The 16074-nt window shown below is 72.5% G+C and carries 16 protein-coding genes; 12 read left to right on the top strand and 4 right to left on the bottom strand.

Going from position 1 to position 16074, the window contains the following annotated elements:
* Position 1 precedes the first annotated feature (1 nt).
* The 8 genes from ACFQ6S_RS04480 (at position 2) to ACFQ6S_RS04515 (ending at position 6171) form a co-directional block, all read left to right on the top strand.
* Positions 2-847 (top strand): hypothetical protein, encoded by an 846-nt coding sequence (locus tag ACFQ6S_RS04480; protein WP_383404318.1) that lies wholly within the window; start codon positions 2-4, stop codon positions 845-847.
* Complete coding sequence (locus ACFQ6S_RS04485) at positions 838-1470, top strand: bifunctional 4-hydroxy-2-oxoglutarate aldolase/2-dehydro-3-deoxy-phosphogluconate aldolase (RefSeq protein WP_383403329.1); 633 nt, start codon at positions 838-840, stop codon at positions 1468-1470. The genes ACFQ6S_RS04480 and ACFQ6S_RS04485 overlap by 10 nt, the downstream gene beginning before the upstream one ends.
* Complete coding sequence (locus ACFQ6S_RS04490) at positions 1467-2360, top strand: SMP-30/gluconolactonase/LRE family protein (protein WP_383403332.1); 894 nt, start codon at positions 1467-1469, stop codon at positions 2358-2360. Before ACFQ6S_RS04485 ends, ACFQ6S_RS04490 begins: the two co-directional genes overlap by 4 nt.
* A 282-nt stretch (positions 2361-2642) precedes the next feature.
* Complete coding sequence (locus ACFQ6S_RS04495; protein ID WP_383403335.1) at positions 2643-3662, top strand: sugar kinase; 1020 nt, start codon at positions 2643-2645, stop codon at positions 3660-3662.
* A gap of 54 nt (positions 3663-3716) precedes the next feature.
* Positions 3717-4007: a hypothetical protein gene (locus ACFQ6S_RS04500; protein WP_383403337.1), complete on the top strand. Its 291-nt coding sequence runs from the start codon at positions 3717-3719 to the stop codon at positions 4005-4007.
* A gap of 99 nt (positions 4008-4106) precedes the next feature.
* Entirely contained in the window at positions 4107-4613 is a 507-nt protein-coding gene (locus ACFQ6S_RS04505) for an SRPBCC family protein (RefSeq protein WP_383403340.1), read from the top strand.
* Entirely contained in the window at positions 4613-5671 is a 1059-nt protein-coding gene (locus ACFQ6S_RS04510) for an LLM class flavin-dependent oxidoreductase (protein ID WP_383403343.1), read from the top strand. The genes ACFQ6S_RS04505 and ACFQ6S_RS04510 overlap by 1 nt, the downstream gene beginning before the upstream one ends.
* A complete protein-coding gene (locus tag ACFQ6S_RS04515) occupies positions 5668-6171 on the top strand; it encodes a winged helix-turn-helix transcriptional regulator (protein WP_383403346.1) in 504 nt (167 codons plus the stop codon). Before ACFQ6S_RS04510 ends, ACFQ6S_RS04515 begins: the two co-directional genes overlap by 4 nt.
* 115 nt (positions 6172-6286) lie before the next feature.
* Here ACFQ6S_RS04515 and ACFQ6S_RS04520 read toward each other — a convergent pair whose 3' ends face one another.
* Entirely contained in the window at positions 6287-7672 is a 1386-nt protein-coding gene (locus ACFQ6S_RS04520; protein ID WP_383403349.1) for a M1 family metallopeptidase, read from the bottom strand.
* Between the two features lie 49 nt (positions 7673-7721).
* On the opposite strand from ACFQ6S_RS04520, the gene ACFQ6S_RS04525 reads away from it, so the two are divergent.
* A complete protein-coding gene (locus ACFQ6S_RS04525; protein ID WP_383404320.1) occupies positions 7722-8270 on the top strand; it encodes a YciI family protein in 549 nt (182 codons plus the stop codon).
* Positions 8271-8284: 14 nt separating this feature from the next.
* Here ACFQ6S_RS04525 and ACFQ6S_RS04530 read toward each other — a convergent pair whose 3' ends face one another.
* Both ACFQ6S_RS04530 and ACFQ6S_RS04535 read right to left on the bottom strand, forming a co-directional pair.
* Positions 8285-9616, bottom strand: a complete 1332-nt coding sequence (locus ACFQ6S_RS04530; RefSeq protein ID WP_383403352.1) for a cytochrome P450 — start codon at positions 9614-9616, stop codon at positions 8285-8287.
* A gap of 101 nt (positions 9617-9717) precedes the next feature.
* The gene (locus ACFQ6S_RS04535; RefSeq protein WP_383403355.1) at positions 9718-10674 is read right to left on the bottom strand and encodes an immunity 49 family protein; all 957 of its coding nucleotides are present in this window, start codon (positions 10672-10674) and stop codon (positions 9718-9720) included.
* A 205-nt stretch (positions 10675-10879) separates the two neighbouring features.
* Between ACFQ6S_RS04535 and ACFQ6S_RS04540 the strand changes: the two genes are divergently transcribed.
* From ACFQ6S_RS04540 to ACFQ6S_RS04550, 3 genes are all read left to right on the top strand, one after another.
* Positions 10880-12277 (top strand): 2-oxoadipate dioxygenase/decarboxylase family protein, encoded by a 1398-nt coding sequence (locus ACFQ6S_RS04540; protein WP_383403358.1) that lies wholly within the window; start codon positions 10880-10882, stop codon positions 12275-12277.
* A 24-nt stretch (positions 12278-12301) separates the two neighbouring features.
* Positions 12302-13831 carry an aldehyde dehydrogenase family protein gene (locus ACFQ6S_RS04545; RefSeq protein ID WP_383403361.1) on the top strand — a complete coding sequence of 510 codons (1530 nt, stop codon included), beginning with the start codon at positions 12302-12304 and terminating at the stop codon, positions 13829-13831.
* Positions 13832-13893: 62 nt separating this feature from the next.
* Positions 13894-14382 (top strand): hypothetical protein, encoded by a 489-nt coding sequence (locus ACFQ6S_RS04550; RefSeq protein ID WP_383403364.1) that lies wholly within the window; start codon positions 13894-13896, stop codon positions 14380-14382.
* On the opposite strand, the gene ACFQ6S_RS04555 is transcribed toward ACFQ6S_RS04550, so the two are convergent.
* Positions 14355-15911 carry an MFS transporter gene (locus ACFQ6S_RS04555; RefSeq protein ID WP_383404322.1) on the bottom strand — a complete coding sequence of 519 codons (1557 nt, stop codon included), beginning with the start codon at positions 15909-15911 and terminating at the stop codon, positions 14355-14357. The genes ACFQ6S_RS04550 and ACFQ6S_RS04555 overlap by 28 nt on opposite strands.
* Between the last annotated feature and the right edge of the window lie 163 nt (positions 15912-16074).

A 16074-nucleotide genomic window follows, 5' to 3' on the forward strand; every position in this document is an offset into this window, starting at 1 on the left:
GGTGCTGGAGATCACGACCGACCCCGCGCACGGCGGCCGCTGGACCTCCCTGCGCTCGGCGGGACGCGAATGGCTCTGGCACCGCCCGGCGCCGGAACGGAACATGGCCGCTCCCGGCGACGTGTTCGTGGACGCGGGCGGGCTGGAGGAGTGCGTCCCCACCGTCCGCGGCCTGCCCGACCACGGAGACGTCTGGTCGCGCCCGTGGACCCGGACCGGCGACACGGAGCGCGTACAGGGGGAGTCCTTCACCCTCGCACGGACCGTCCGCACCACGACCGACGGCGCCCAGGCCGACTACACCCTCACCGCGCAGCCCGGGTTCCGCTTCATCTGGGCGGCCCACGCCCTGCTGGACCTGTCGGCGGGCGCGACCCTGCACATGCCCTCCGGCGCCGCCACCCGTCTGTTCCCCGAGGCAGCCCCGCTCTTGGACGACACCTGGCCCACCGGAGCGCCCTGGATCACCGGTTCCTGGCCCGCACCCCACGGACTGCCCCTCCACCGGCTCGGACCCGACGACGGCACCGCGGTCGGAGCTGTCGTCGACTCACCGCTGTGCTGCGTCCACGACGACCGCGACCGACTGGCCCTGGAACTACGGGCGGACGGGCAACCCGTGTCGACGGCCCTGTGGCGCAACCTCACCGGCTACCCCCAGCCGCACCCTTACCGCAGCACCGGCGTGGAGCCCATGCTCGGCCGCGTCTTCGACCTCGCCGACGCGGGGCCGGACGACGCCGCGTGCGTACCGGCGTCGGGCGAGATCCGCTGGCGGCTTGCGCTGACCGCCGCCTGCCGATGCCCCTCGCCTCCCACACAGAAGGAGCACCGCTCGTGGACCTGACAGCCGCCCTGGCCACCCATCGTCTGGTCGCGATCGTGCGCGGCGACGACGCCGATGCCGCGCTGCGCACCGTGCTGGCCCTGGCCGAGGAGGGCGTCGAACTGGTCGAGGTCTCGCTCTCCGGCAAGGACGCCCTCTCCGTCATCGAACGTGCCCGGAGTGCTCTCGGTCCGGATCATCCCCTCGGTGCAGGCACCCTGCTGACCGCCGAGGACGCCCGGGCGGCCCACCGCGCCGGAGCCGACTTCGCGGTCACCCCGGGGCTCGGCGACGGCGTGGAGGCGGCGCGGGAGCTGGGCATGCCGGTCCTCGCGGGCGTGCTGACCCCGACCGAGATCATCGCAGCGCGGACGAGGGGAGTGGCCGCGCTGAAGATCTTTCCCATCGCGCAGTTCGGGGGAGCGGCCTATCTGAAGGCGCTGCGCGGCCCGTTCCCCGACGTGCCCTTCGTCCCGGTGGGCGGGATCGACGAGGCCGCCGCCCGTGCCTGTCTCGCGGCCGGGGCCCTCGCGGTCGGCGTCGGCTCGCCCCTCGTCGGCGACGCCGCCGACGGAGGCAGCATCACCGCCCTCCGGGAGCGCGCCCGCCTGTTCCGCACCGTCGTGGCCGAGGCGACGCCATGACCGCGGACCTGCGCCCGGCCCGCCCCGACCGGCTCGAACTGGGCGAGGGCATCCGCTGGACCGGCACGGACGTCGTCCTCGTCGACATCCTCGCCGGCCGCCTCCTCTCCGCTCCGCAGGACCCGACGGCGCCCCTGCGCTCCGTGGCCCAACTCCCCGTCCCGCTGGGCGCCGTGGCACCCCTGGCCGGCCACCACGGCACCTGGATCGCGGCCGCCGGAACCGGCATCTGCCTGCTGCACGCCGACGGCACCCTAGACTGGCTGGCACGCCCGGAGGACAACGCCGGGACCCCCATGCGCATGAACGACGCCGTCGCCGATCCGTTCGGCCGGTTCTGGGCCGGCAGCATGGCGTACGACGCCGAGGAGGACGCCGGTTCGCTGTACCGCCTCGACCGGGACGGCACGGTCGTGCGGGTGCTGGAGGGCATCACCGTCCCCAATGGACCCGCGTTCACTTCGGACGGCGGCCTCATGTACCTGGCCGACAGTGCGCGGGGCGTCGTCCGGAGGTACTCCGTGGACCCCGTGACGGCCGAACTCGGGGCACCGGCGGAGTTCGTGAGGCTCCGGGAGGGCAGTCCCGACGGCATGGCGGTCGACGTCGAAGGCGCCGTGTGGATCGCGGTCTGGGGCACCGGCACCGTGCGCCGCTACCTGCCGGACGGCACGCTCGACCGCACCTTGCGGCTGCCGGCACGGCAACCGGTCGGAGTGTGCCTCGCCCACGACGTCCTGCACATCACGACGGCCCGCGTGGGCCTGACCGCACCCGGCGACGCCGACGGCGCCCTGTTCACCACCCGCGTGGACGTCCCGGGCACCCCCACGCCCGCCTGCCGGCTGGACAGCGTCCGGCACCGGTCGACGATCGGGGACCCGTCGTGACCGGCGGACCGGCATCTCCGACGACTGCCGCTTGGTGGCGTGCCCCTCGCCGGGTCGTCTGCCTGGGGGTGCCCGGCATCCTGACCCCGGCCTGTCGGCTGGACAGCGTCCGGCACCGGTCGACGATCGGGGACCCGTCGTGACCGGCGGACCGGCAGCTCCGACGACTGCCGCTTGGTGGCGTGCCCCTCGCCGGGTCGTCTGCCTGGGGGTGCCCGGCATCCTGACCCCGGCCTGCCGGCTGGACAGCGTCCGGCACCGGTCGACGATCGGGGACCCGTCGTGACCGGCGGACCGGCAGCTCCTAAGACCGCCCCATGGCGCCCCGCCCCCGGCCCGGTCGTCTGCATCGGCGAGACGATGGCGGCCCTGGCCCCCGACCCGCCGAACCCCCTGGCGACCGCGGCCCAGCTGCGACTGTCGGTGGCGGGAGCCGAGTCGAATGTCGCCATGTACCTGGCCGACCACGGCGTCGAGGTCGCCTGGCTCTCGGCGCTCGGCGACGACCCGCTGGGAGACCGCGTCCGTGTCGCCGTGGCCGCGCCCGGCGTCGACGTGTCGCATGTGCGCACCGATCCCGACCGGCCGACCGGCCTGCTGGTGAAGGACCCGGGCCCCGCCGGAACCCGCGTGCACTACTACCGGCGCGGCTCGGCCGCCTCCGCTCTCGGCCCCGACCTGCTGGACGGCCCGCCCGCGCGAACGGCCTCGCTGCTGCACCTGACGGGCATCACCCCGGCACTGTCCGAATCCTGCCGCCGACTGGTGACCCGGGCACTGGCAGCCGAGCCCGCCGCCCGCCCGTACGCGGTGAGCTTCGACGTCAACCACCGCGCGGCCCTGTGGCCCGACGGCACGGCCCCGGCGACGCTGCGTGAGCTGGCCGACCGCGCCGACATCGTCTTCGTCGGCCTGGACGAGGCGCAGGCGTTGTGGGGCGCCCAGCTGAGCGCGCAGGACGTACGGGCGTGGCTCCCGCGTCCGCGCATCCTCGTCGTCAAGGACGGGGCGAACGACGCGACCGCGTTCACGGACGAGGGCGCCGTCACGGTGCCGACGCCGCGCGTGGCCGTGGTGGAGGCCGTCGGCGCCGGCGACGCCTTCGCGGCCGGTTTCCTCGCGGGCCTGGTGCGCCGCGCCACGACGGCCGACGCGCTCCGCCTCGGCCACATCACCGCGGCCTCCGCGCTCCAAGTGCCGGGCGACCACGGCCCGTTGCCCGATCCGCGGGAGCTGGAGGCGCTGCTCGCGCTGTCGCCGCGGGCGTGGGCGGAGCGGGCCGCCGTGGCGCCGTCGGCCTGAGGGTCCGAACGCTCGGCGCGCGATAGGCCGTATGCCCGCCTATGCTCCATTTGTGTGACGACTATCTTCCAAGAGCTGGTGGCGAAGGAGCGCGCGGCCGAGCAGGCGCACGGCCGCGTCGAGGAGCTGCGGGGCATGTACGGACCGCCGACCCAGCAGGGCGGATGGAGCCCGCGGCAGACCGAGACGTACAACACGGCACTGCGGGCCTGGCGTGACCTGGCCCGGGAGGTGCAGATCGCCGTGGCCGAGTACGCCAGGGACCAGGGCGAGACACGCAGTGAGATAGAGGAGCAGGTGAAGAAGGCGGTCTGGCACACGGAGACGGGCGGCGCCGGGGTCTAGCAGGGCTGGCTCCCGGGGTGGCCCTACCTCTTGACGAGTAAGTCTCGTTACACAACTCTAGAGGTCACAGGCCTTCATTGGAGAAGGGGTTGGTGCCAGGTGGAGTGGACGGGCGCACGCTACGCGGACACGCCCACGGTCGAAGTGCGGGCGTGGATCGACGCGCCGCCGGGCCGGGTGTGGGAGATCGTCTCCGATGTCACGCTGATGCCGGGCATGAGCGAGGAACTGCAGTCCGTCCACTGGCTCGACGGCGCGGCCGGGCCCGCCGTGGGCGCTCGGTTCGTCGGCCGGAGCAGGCACGAGTCCTTCGGGGAGTGGGAGACCACCTCGCACGTCATCGAATGCGAGTCCCCGCACGTCCTCGCCTGGGCCGTGGAGGACCCCTCCAGTCCCAGCGCCGTCTGGCGCTTCCGGCTGGACCCCAAGGACGGCGGAACCGAGCTGTCCGAGTGGATGCAGATGGGACCCGGCCGCTCCGGTCTGTCCTTCGCCATCGACGCGATGCCGGACAAGGAACAGAAGATCGTGTTCGTACGGATGCGTGAGTTCGAGCGCAACATGAGTGCCACGCTCGGTCACATCAAGAAGCTGGCGGAGGCGTGATGAGGACCGCGACGACGATCGAGGCGTCCGGCCTGGGCACCTGGACGGGCCAGGCGGACTTCGTCCTCGAGGCGGAGAAGCTCGGCCTCGACATCTGCTGGGTCGCCGAGGCCTGGGGCTCCGACGCGCCCTCCGCCCTCGGCTACTACGCCGCCCGCACCGAGCGCATGCTGCTGGGCTCCGGCGTCATGCAGGTCGGGACGCGCACTCCGGTGGCCCTCGCGCAGACCGCGATCACCCTGTCCAACCTCTCCCAGGGACGCTTCCTGCTGGGCCTTGGCCCCTCGGGCCCGCAGGTGATGGAGGGGCTGCACGGCGTGCCCTTCGCCCGCCCGCTGGCGCGCGTCCGCGAGACGGTGGAGATCGTGCGCCAGGTCCTGAGCGGCGGCAAGATCGACCACTCCGGCACCGAGTACCGCATCCCGCTGCCCGACGGCGACGCCGTACCCATGAGGCTGTCGATGCGGGCCGAACACCCCGTGCCGATCTACCTGGCCGCCCTGTCGCCGGCCATGCTCCGGCTGACCGGGGAGGTCGCCGACGGCTGGCTCGGCACCAGCTTCGTGCCCGCAGGAGCGGCCGACGCCTACTTCGTTCACCTCGACGAAGGGCTGGCCCACGGCGGGCGCGGCCGTGCCGATCTGGACATCTGCCAGGGCGCCGAGGTGGCCTTCGCCCCCGATGAGGAGGCACTGAGCGCGATGGTGGCCGGCCGCAAGAAGGAACTGGCCTTCAGCCTCGGCGGCATGGGCTCGGCGTCCACCAACTTCTACAACCGCGCCTACAGCCGGCAGGGCTGGGCGGAGGTGGCCGAGGAGGTACGGGAGCGCTGGCAGGCGGGCGACCGGGACGGAGCGGCCGCGCTGGTGACCGACGAGATGGTGCTCGCGACCACACTGATCGGCACGGAGGACATGGTGCGGGAGCGGCTGCGCGTCTGGCGCGACGCGGGCGTGGACACCGTACGGCTGTACCCGGCCGGTGCGGACCTGGCCGCCCGGCTCGACACGCTGGGCCGGGCGATCGAGCTGGTCCACGAGGTCGGAGGGCGGACGTGAGCGCGCGTACGTCCTTCGCGAACTGGCCGTGCTCGATCGCGCGGACCCTGGACGTCGTCGGCGACGCCTGGACCCCGCTCGTCCTTCGCGAGGCGTTCTACGGCAGCCGCCGATTCGACGAGTTCCAGGGCGAGCTGAGGATCGCCCGGAACACGCTCACCGACCGGCTGCGTCGCCTGGTCGAGGCGGGACTGCTGGAGAGACGGCTCTACGAGAGCGAGCCGCCCCGCCACGAGTACCTGTTGACGGAGCAGGGGAGGGACCTCTTCCCGGTCCTCGCCGCGATGGCCAACTGGGGCGACCGCTGGCTCGCCGGCCCCGAAGGACCTCCGATCACCCTGCACCACGACGCCTGCGGCCACGACGCTCACGCGGAGGTGGTCTGCTCGGCCTGCGGCGAACCGATGCACGCCGACGACACCACCGCGCGGATGGGCCCCGGATATCCGGACCGGCTCAAGTCCCGGCCCGACGTGCAGCGGCGGTTCTCGCGGGAGTGACGGGTGGGATGGGTGGGCCGGAGGCGAGCGCAGTCCCCAGGTGCGAGGTCGGAGTGCAGCGCATCGAGGCGGGCCCCGCCGACTTGGGGGCATGTTGAAGGCTCGCCTCAGGTGGTCAGCGGATGCGGTGCTGCTTCCAGAAGGGGCCGAGGTCGCTGTGCGTCACGGACTGTGCGGCCTTCTTGAAGTCCGCGGTGGTGGAGACGCCGTACCAGTGGTCGTGGGCGTACCGCTTGAGGAGGCGGGCCATGGTGCCGGCGCCGAGCGTGCGCTCCAGGTCGGCGAGGGCACAGGAGCCGGCCGTGTAGATGAGGTGGTACTCGCCCCGGTGCTCGGCCCAGTAGGCCATCGAGTTGGTCAGTGCCGCGCGGTCATCGGGCCAATCCTCCTCCGACCAGCAGTCGCGGGTGTCCCAGCCGTAGAAGCGCGCGTTGGCGTACTGCGCGAAGCTCTCGTCCAGCCACGGCGCACCGTACTCGTCGTTGCCGACGATGCCGTACCACCACTGGTGGGCGATCTCGTGCACGACGGCGCTGCCCTCGTCGGTCGTGCCGAGCAGGACCAGGCCGGGGTACTCCATGCCGCCGCCGAACTCGCTGGTCATCACCAGGTCGATCTCGCCGTACGGATAGCGGCCGAACTCCCCGCCGAACCGGTCGACGGCCAGGACACCGTCCTGACGCGTGAGGCGCACCCCCGTCGCGGAGGTGTCCGGCGCCCAGTACGACCTCACGCGCACGCCCCCGGGTGAGGTCTCGACGGCGGTACGGAACGGGCCGGCCGCCCAGGCGAAGTCCCGCACACGATGCGCGACGCTGAGGGTGATGCTGCGGCCGGGTCCGCCGGGCAGGGTCCGGGTACGGCCGGTCGCGGGGACCTTGAGTCTCGTGGGGTGGTCGAGTGCCACGCGGAAGTCGCTCGCCAGGGTGTAGAAGCTCTCGCCGGTCGGCACATACGGATCGAGGTGCCACCCCTTGGCGTCGTGCACGGCGAGCACGGGCAGCGCGTTGCCGAGGAAGCGGAAGGCGCCCTCGCGGCCGAAGCGGTCGTTGCGCCCCGGCACGGTGAGGGACACGTCGAAGGACACGGTCGCGCGCTCGCCGTGCCCGAGCGGCTTCGGCAGAGCGATCCGCAGTGCCGTGCAGTTCACGGTGAGCGGACCCGCGGTGCCCCCGCGCACATGGGAGACCTTCACCGGGGGCGGCGTGCCGGCCGTGCCGCACTTGTCCACGCCGTTGCCCCACAGACGTACGTACACCTCACGCAGCGGACGATCCGAGGCGTTGCGGAACGACACCCGCTCCCGGCCAGTCCAGCGGGAGCCGTCGGCGTTGCCGCGCAAGGTCACGTCATAGCGAGGCCGATCGGGCGTCGCGGCCGCGGAGTCGGCGGCCTTCGTGACGGCGTCGGCCCCCGTGCCGCCCTGTGCCACGAGCAATGCCAGCAGGACAACGAGCAGACGGCCGACGGTACTTGACGTCCGGGAGGGAATAGAGGACATGACAGCGGATCCTGCCACAGAGGGTGAGGCAATGGCCCAGACTGATGGCATGGAGTTCTTCTGTTACCACCGTGACCGGGCCGACTCAGTGGCACTGCGCGAGCGCCTGCTGGAGCGACACTGGTCGTACATGGACGGGTTCGCCCGGCAGCTGATCGCCCGAGGCCCGACGTACGCGCCGGACGGTGAGACGCCGACCGGCAGTGTGCACATCGTCGACCTGCCCGATTCCGCAGCCGCTCGCGCGTTCGCCTTCGACGAGCCCAACTACCAGGCCGGCGCGTACCGGGACGTGCTGCTGCGCCGGTGGCGCAACATGCTGGGCCGCACCATGTGGGACTTCCCCGGCGGCAGCAGCGGCGGCAACCGGTACCTGGTGCTGGGCCTCGGCCCGGACCCGTCCGCCGACCCGGCCGAGCCGCCCAAGGACGAGGACCTCGTCGCGTACGGACCGCTGCTGTCCGACGACGGCACCGCGTGGCTGGGTACGGCGGCACTGGTGCGGGCGTCGGACGCGGCGACGGCGCGTGCGGTGCTGACGGCGGACCTGTACGCCGAAGTCGAGGTCCACGACTGGGAGTTCGGTGGACGTCGCTGAAAGTGTCGCCCGCTTCAGACGAGCGGCGGACGCAGGGTCGCGGGACTGGGGCCGTCAGGGCGGACGGTGAACCCATACTTCGCCTTCACCGGGGTGGAGGCGAAGGCCACGGTGTGGGCCGGCAGCAGGTGTTCGAGCAGGACGGTCGACTCGCGGAGCGCGAACTGCATCCCGAGGCAGGTGCGCGGGCCGATGCCGAAGGGGAGGTAGGCACCCGGCTGGGTGGGCCGCCCGTCCGGGGTGAGGAAGCGCCGCGGGTCGAAGTGCTCGGGATCCGGCCACAGTTCGGGGTCGCGATGGGTGAGGTAGGGGCAGACCAGGAGGTCGGTGCCCGCCTCGACGGTGTAGCCGGCGAGGGTGTCGTCCTCGGCGGCGTGGCGGGGCAGGAGCCACGCGGACGGATAGAGCCGCAGCGTCTCGTGGACCAGGGCCTGGAGGGCCTGGCGGCGTTGCTCCGAGCCCTCGGCGCCGGCGGCGAGAGCCTCCTCGCGGGCGGCGGGGTACTGGTCGAGGAGAAGATAGAGCCAGGTCAGGGTGCTGGCCGTGGTCTCGTGCCCGGCCGCGAGCAGCGTGACCAACTCGTCGCGGATCAGCCGATCGGTGTACTCGGGCCGCTCGGTGGCGGCGTCGAGCAGGACACGCAGCAGGCCAGGACCGTCGGGACCGGCGTCCCCGGCTCGGGCGGCCTCGATCGCATGCCCGGCGACCGCGTCGATCCGGGCGAGATCGGCGGCCACGGCCTCGCGTGCGTCCTCGGTGTTCGCGGGCAGCGTCGGAAGGGCGGCCCCCACGGCTTCCATGGCCGCCAGTTCGCGTGCGGTCCCGTCGTCGATGGGGTGGCCGGTGAGCGAGCGCCAGATGGCGTCCAGGGCGAAGCGGTGCATCTCCTGCCCGACGTCCAGGGTCTGTCCGGTACGCGCGTACGCCGCCCAGCGCTCGGCGGTGACCCGGGCCGCCTCGGTGATCCGCCGCTCGTAGCGGCGCATCCCGGTGCCGGTGAACTGGGACTGGAGCAGACGGCGTTGCCGCTTCCACGCCTCGCCGCTCGCCGAGAGGACACCGTCGCCGACCAGCAGTCGTGCGCGATGCGAGCGCTTGACGTACTGCTCCGGATGGCGGGCGAGCACGTGCTGGACGGCCTGCGGCTCGGTGACGAGGACGGTGCGGGCCGGCCCGAGGCGGAACGCGGCGACACCGCCGACCTGCTCGCGCACCTGGGTCAGCAGCTCGATGAGCTCGCCTCCCTGGGACCGCCACCGCTTCAGCAGCTCGGGATCGGCTTCGGGGACGGGCCGTGGCGTTCCGGGAGTGTGCGGGAGGGAGCCGGGGGCGGCTTCGGTGTCCATGTTCCTTCTCCTGGTCGACCCGTGACGGCGGTGCGTGCCGGTGGCACGGACTGTACGGGAGCGGGCACGACCGGTGACAGCGAACGGATCGCCGAAACGGGCTACTTGGCCGCCGCCCAACGGCCCGAAGGGTTCTCGCCGGCCTCCGCCGTGCGCCTTAGCGCCTCCGGGGAACCCAGCAGGCCGTGCGGCAGACAGCCGGACCTGACGGACGGCTCCCATCCGTGCACCTGGACCGCGAGGGCGGCCAGGGCGAGGGTCCCGACCGGCAGCAGGGTCCCGGGGGCGGGATCGGGTCCCACGCTCTGCCGGTGCTCGACGAGCCGGGCGACGAGAGCCCGCTCGAAGGCCTCCCGGTCGTCGTCGAGGAGGAACCGCAGGAGCCGCTGATCCGGTGACAGGGAGCCGACCTCGTCCAACCGCCGTGCCGCCGCGGCCCGTTCGTCGCCGTCCGGCTTGCGCAGCGGCACGGTGGGCCAGTCGCGGGGCAGGTGCCCCCGTGCCTCGGTCAGATACCCGCACAGCGCGTCCATCGCGGCGAGGTCCGCCGGCTCCGACGTCGAGGTCTGCTTCGAGTACGGCACCCCGGCCCGGATCGCCGGCGCGTAGTCGCCCCGGAGCAGCAGCCCGATCACCCGCTGCCACTCCCACACCGAGCCGCTCACCACGCACAGCGCGAACGCGTCGAGCCACGTCCGAGCCGTGGGGGCCTCCTCCGCGGCGTCGGCGAACGAGACATCCTCGCTGCTGAGCGTCTCGTCGATGAGCGGCAGGAGGATCTCCTGATCCCCGTCAGGGAAGCAGCCGACGCTCAGAACCCCCAGGGCGCACTCCGACGCGGTGCGCAGGGCGGCTCGCGAGGTCCCGTCGAGCGCGGGGTCCCGCACGCTGCGCGCGCCGACGTGGTCGAGGAGCTCGTCGCGCATCACCCGCAGCTTCCCGAGCGACGGGCCGTCGTGGCGCATCGCGTGCCAACGTCCCCTGGTGCGCGGACCGATGTCGTCCAGTGCCTGCGCCGTCCGCTGCTCACCGACCTCGTGGCACGCCACTTCCCGCACGACTGTCGTCCTTTCGCGATCTTCAGGGCAGAACTCGGCACCTTATCGGAGCGCGAGGACCGCTCTGGTCGTGCACTCGTCCAGTCCATCGTCGATGGACGTCGACGGTCGTGCTGCTGCACGATGACGCACGGACAGCTGATCGACATCTCTCTGTACTCGGCACCCTCGATGTACTCGGCACCCTCGATCGAAAGGCCGGATCATGTCGACGATCAGTCAGTGGCAACTGCGAGCCGCGTTCGCGGTGCGGCTGTCGGAGATGTACGGGCGGGAGGTCCCCGCCTACGCCACGCTCGTGGACGTCTCGCGCGAGGTCAATGAGGACGTCCTGCGCGCCCAGGGCGCCGACGCCGAACGCCTCGGCTCCATCGGCCGGGTGACCGCCGAGCGGCACGGAGCGATCCGCGTCGGCACCCCCCGCGAACTGGCCCAGGTCGCCCGTGTCTTCGGCGCTCTCGGCATGCACCCCGTCGGCTTCTACGACCTGCGGGAGGCCGCCGCCAGCGCCGTCCCCGTCGTCTCCACCGCCTTCCGCCCGGTCGACGGCGAGGAACTCGCCCGCAATCCCTTCCGGGTCTTCACCTCCATGCTCACTCCGGCCGACCCCCGCTTCTTCGACGCCGACCTGCGCGCCCGTCTCGAGGCCTTCCTCGCCGTCCGCGAACTGTTCCCGCCGGACCTGCTCACGCTGGCCGACCGCGCCGCCGCCGAGCGCGAACTGCCCGAGGACGACGCCGAGCGGTTCCTGCAACTCGCGGTATCCGCCTTCGAGCTGTCGAGCGAACCGGTCGACAGGGCCTGGTACCGGACCCTCGAGCGGGTCTCCGCCGTCGCCGCGGACATCGGCGGCGTGCGCAGCACCCACATCAACCACCTCACCCCGCGCGTCCTGGACATCGACGACCTGTACCGCCGTATGACCGCCCGCGGCATCGAGATGATCGACACCATCCAGGGCCCGCCCGCCTGGAAGGGCCCCGACGTCCTGCTGCGGCAGACCTCCTTCCGGGCCCTGGCCGAGCCGCGTGCCATGCGCCTCGCCGACGGCAGCGTCGAGAGCGGCTCGTTGCGCGTGCGCTTCGGCGAGGTCGAGGCCCGTGGCATCGCCCTCACCCGCGAGGGCCGCGCCCTGTACGACGAACTCCTCGGCCGCGTCGACGAACAGGCCTCCGCCCACCCCACGGCGACCCGCGGGGACATCGCACGCGCCCTGTGGGAGCGGCACATGCCCGGCAGCGAGATGGAACTCGCCGCCAAGGGCCTGGCCTACTTCACCTACCGCCTCGCCGACGACCGGCCGCGCGACGGCAGCCGCCCGCCCGCGACCGTCGACGAACTGGTGCGGCAGGGCTGGGTGCACGCCCGGCCCATCGTCTACGAGGACTTCCTGCCGCGCTCCGCCGCCGGAATCTTCCAGTCCAACCTCAGCGGCGAGGGCACCCGCGACAACGACCGGGAAGGCACGGCCTACGACGCCGCCTGGCTCTCCGGCGCCGTCGGCCGCGACGTACTGGACCCCTACGCCCGCTACGCGAGGCAGCAGGCGGACACCCTCGCCCTGGTCGCCCGCGAACTCGGCCTCCCCGACACCCCCGGCTGACCCCTCCCACCCGCAAGGACCACCATGAACGGCACCGCACTGCCCACCACGGACGACCTCCGCGCCCGCGCCCGCGCTGCCCTGGAGCGCATCGGGGTCGCCGTCCCCGAGGGCGACGGCCTCCGGGCCCGCACCCCCATCACCGGCGAGGACCTCTTCGGACTGCGGGCCGCCTCCGACGCCGACACCGAAGAGGCCGTCGCGGCAGCCCGTGCGGCGTTCCTGACCTGGCGCACGACGCCCGCACCGCGCCGCGGCGAACTCGTCCGCCGGCTCGGCGAGCTGCTGCGCGAGCACAAGAGCGAGCTGGCCGACCTCGTCACCATCGAGGCGGGCAAGATCCGCTCCGAGGCCCTCGGTGAGGTCCAGGAGATGATCGACATCTGCGAGTTCGCGGTGGGCCTGTCCCGCCAGCTGTACGGCCGTACGATCGCCTCCGAACGGCCCGGCCACCGACTGGCCGAGACCTGGCACCCGCTCGGTGTGGTCGGTGTCATCTCCGCCTTCAACTTCCCCGTCGCCGTGTGGTCGTGGAACACCGCCGTCGCCCTCGTCTGCGGCGACACCGTGATCTGGAAGCCCTCGGAGCTGACCCCGCTGACCTCCCTGGCCTGCCACCGTCTGCTGGCCCGCGCCGCCGAGGAGGCCGGCGCGCCGGGCGACGTGCACCGTCTCCTGCTCGGCGACCGCGCGGTCGGCGAGAAGCTCGTCGACGACCCCCGTGTCGCCCTCGTCAGCGCCACCGGCTCCACCCGCATGGGCCGTGAGGTCGGCCCGCGCGTCGCCGCCCGGTTCGGCCGCACCCTGCTGGAACTCGGCGGCAACAACGCCGCGATCGTCGCCCCGTCCGCCGACCTGGACCTCGCCGTGCAGGGCATCGTCTTCGCCGCGGCCGGCACGGCGGGTCAGCGCTGCACCTCCCTGCGCCGTCTCATCGTCCACCGCGACATCGCCGACACCCTGATCGAGCGGCTGACGGCCGCCTACCGCAAACTGCCGATCGGCAGCCCCTTCGAGGACACCACGCTCGTCGGCCCGCTCATCTCCACCGAGGCCCACGCACGCATGGGGGACGCCCTGGCCCGCGTCCAGTCACAGGGCGGCAGGATCCTGGTGGGCGGCGAACGTCGCCTGACCGAGGAGGCGTCCGCGGCCGCCTATGTGGAGCCGGTCCTGGTCCGCGTCGACGAACAGACCGATGTCGTACGGGAGGAGACCTTCGCCCCTGTCCTGTACGTCCTCACCTACGACACCCTCGACGAGGCGATCGCGCTGCACAACGACGTTCCGCAGGGGCTGTCGTCCAGCATCTTCACCCGCGACCAGCAGGAGGCCGAGGTCTTCCTGTCCGCCGCCGGTTCCGACTGCGGCATCGCCAACGTCAACATCGGCACCTCCGGAGCCGAGATCGGCGGCGCGTTCGGCGGCGAGAAGGACACCGGCGGCGGCCGCGAGTCCGGCTCCGACGCCTGGAAGTCCTACATGCGCTCGGCCACCAACACCGTCAACTACTCCAGCGAACTCCCACTCGCCCAGGGCGTCAGCTTCCTCTGAGGGGCGGGTGCGTCGGCCGGGTGTCGGGACCCCTCCCGGGGCCCGCTCCCTATGGTCCGTCCATGACCGCTCCCCGCAGATGCGTCTTCGCCATGGGTGCCGCCGTGCTGTTGGCGGGCTGTTCGGGTGCTCCGGACGGCGCCGCGGACCGCACGGCACCGACATCCGCGCCGGCCTCGTCCAGTGCCTCGAGCGCGGGTCCCACCCCTACGCCGTCCTCGGCCTTCTGCCTCGATCTGTCGACCTTTCAGGTCGGCGTCGTCGCCTTCCGTGCCGACGTGGGCAAGGCGATCGAAGGTGAGCCGCTGGACTTCGAGGAACTCCGGCTGAGAGCCGACGCGATCGCCCGCATGGGCAAGGAAATGCGGTCGAGCGCGCCTCCGGACATCGCGGAGCAGTTCCGTGCGGTGCTCAAGGCGATCGACACCTCGGCGAGCGGCCTGAAGCGGGGCGCCCAGGTTCGCGACGTCGTGGATCCGCTGTACGGCGAGAAGAACGCTCCCTCGTTCGACGCCGTGGACGACTACGACTGCGGCGCAGCCGGCGAGTGACTCGGCGTCCGTTCCACCTCGGCCGCATCCTCGCGCGTCACCGCACGTCCGCCCGGATGGCGCAGCGCGCAGAGGAAGCCGACACCCAGGGCGATGGCCATGCCGTAGAACACCCACTGGTTGGCCTCGGCGAAGTCCATGCGTATCGCGTTCATCGCGTTCCGCGTCGCAGTGGCGGCGGCTCCCGAGCCCGTGGGCGTGCTGGAGTCGCCGTTGCCGGTGACGGACTCGGTGATGCTGTGCGCCACGTTGTCCGCGACGTTCGAGGGCAGGCCGCGTGATTCCAGGGTGTTCGTCACGTTGTTGTTGGTGACGTGGGTCAGGATCGTGCCGAACACGGCGAGGCCCACGCTCGCCGCGTAGTTGCGCACGGTCTGCGTGACTCCCGTGACCTCGCCGTAGGAGGGCCCGATGGCCCGGTTCACGGCGTCGGTGGAGGCGGGGGCGAGGATGAAGCCGATTCCGGCGCCGGCCAGGGCGGCGTAGGGCCACTGGTCGTGCATGGACAGATCGGTGAGCTTGCCCGCCCACAGCGCGAAGCCGACGGCGCCCACCACCGTCCCCAGCTTCAGCGCCGGCCGCGCGCCCTGCTTGTCGAGGATCCGGCCGCCCCACTGGGAGGCGATGGCGAACCCCGCGAAGAAGTACAGCAGGAACAGGGCCGCCTGGTTGGGGGAGGCGCTCAGCGACACCTGGGCGTACACGGACGCGAAGAAGAACAGCGGGACGAAGGCCAGCATCGCGAAGAACAGCACCACCGCGTCCACGGTGAACGCCCGGTCCTGGAAGACCCGCAGATCGATCAGCGGGTGGCGCACCCCTCGCTCGTACCGGACGAACACGTAGAGGATCGCCAGACCGCCCACGATGCAGATCCAGGTCGCGGCGCTGTCCCAGCCCCACGCCCAAGCCTGCTGGAAGCCCAGGACGCTCAGGCCCATGCCGAGGGCGATCAGCACGGCGCCCGGCACATCGAGGGTGCCGGCTCGTTTCCGGTCCGCGATCCGGGCCCAGGCGGTCAGGGCGAGCGCCACGATGGCCACGGGGACGTTGACCCAGAACACGGCGCGCCAGGTCCAGCCCGCCGTCAGCCAGCCGCCCAGAAGCGGGCCGAGTGCGGTCAGCGCACCGGACAGCCCGAAGAACAGCGCGAGGGCACGGCCGCGTCGCTCGCGTGGGAACACCGCCACCACCACGGCCAGTGCCGCCGGGAACAGCAGCGCGGCCCCGAGCCCCTGAACGGTCCGGAAGGCGATCAGCCAGGCCTGTGCCGCGTCGCCCTTGGGGACGCAGCCGCACAGCACCGACGAGATGACGAACACCAGCGTGCCGATCACGACGAGCCGGCGTGGCCCGTAGAGGTCGGCGAGACGGCCGCCCAGCGCGAAGAACGCGGCGAGGGCGAGCAGATAGGCGTTCACGACCCACTGCATGCCGGACGCCGACAGGCCCAGTTCGCGGACGATGTCGGGGGCGGCGATGGAGACGATGGTCTGGTCGATGAACGTCATCGCGACGGCGAACATCATCGCCGCAAGCGCCACGGTCTCCCGTGGTGCCGAACTGGGTACGGACGTGGTCTCGCCACGCCCGGGGGACGTGCCCGTCACCCGTCCAGTCTGCGCCCGCCCGGACACCCCCGCATCACCAGCACCGCACGCCGACGGAGTCCTCCCGCGACGGGCAACTCGG

The organism is Streptomyces sp. NPDC056479 (assembly GCF_042795335.1).
In the GTDB taxonomy this organism is placed as follows: Bacteria; Actinomycetota; Actinomycetes; order Streptomycetales; family Streptomycetaceae; genus Streptomyces.

What these genes read in the sequence shown, in the direction of transcription:
- ACFQ6S_RS04490 (WP_383403332.1), top strand. Translation starts at nt 1,467, where the DNA reads ATGACCGCGGACCTGCGCCCGGCCCGCCCCGACCGGCTCGAACTGGGC.
- ACFQ6S_RS04510 (WP_383403343.1), top strand. Translation starts at nt 4,613, where the DNA reads ATGAGGACCGCGACGACGATCGAGGCGTCCGGCCTGGGCACCTGGACG.
- ACFQ6S_RS04520 (WP_383403349.1), bottom strand. Translation starts at nt 7,672, where the DNA reads ATGTCCTCTATTCCCTCCCGGACGTCAAGTACCGTCGGCCGTCTGCTC.
- ACFQ6S_RS04525 (WP_383404320.1), top strand. Translation starts at nt 7,722, where the DNA reads ATGGAGTTCTTCTGTTACCACCGTGACCGGGCCGACTCAGTGGCACTG.
- ACFQ6S_RS04530 (WP_383403352.1), bottom strand. Translation starts at nt 9,616, where the DNA reads ATGGACACCGAAGCCGCCCCCGGCTCCCTCCCGCACACTCCCGGAACG.
- ACFQ6S_RS04540 (WP_383403358.1), top strand. Translation starts at nt 10,880, where the DNA reads ATGTCGACGATCAGTCAGTGGCAACTGCGAGCCGCGTTCGCGGTGCGG.
- ACFQ6S_RS04545 (WP_383403361.1), top strand. Translation starts at nt 12,302, where the DNA reads ATGAACGGCACCGCACTGCCCACCACGGACGACCTCCGCGCCCGCGCC.
- ACFQ6S_RS04550 (WP_383403364.1), top strand. Translation starts at nt 13,894, where the DNA reads ATGACCGCTCCCCGCAGATGCGTCTTCGCCATGGGTGCCGCCGTGCTG.
- ACFQ6S_RS04555 (WP_383404322.1), bottom strand. Translation starts at nt 15,911, where the DNA reads ATGATGTTCGCCGTCGCGATGACGTTCATCGACCAGACCATCGTCTCC.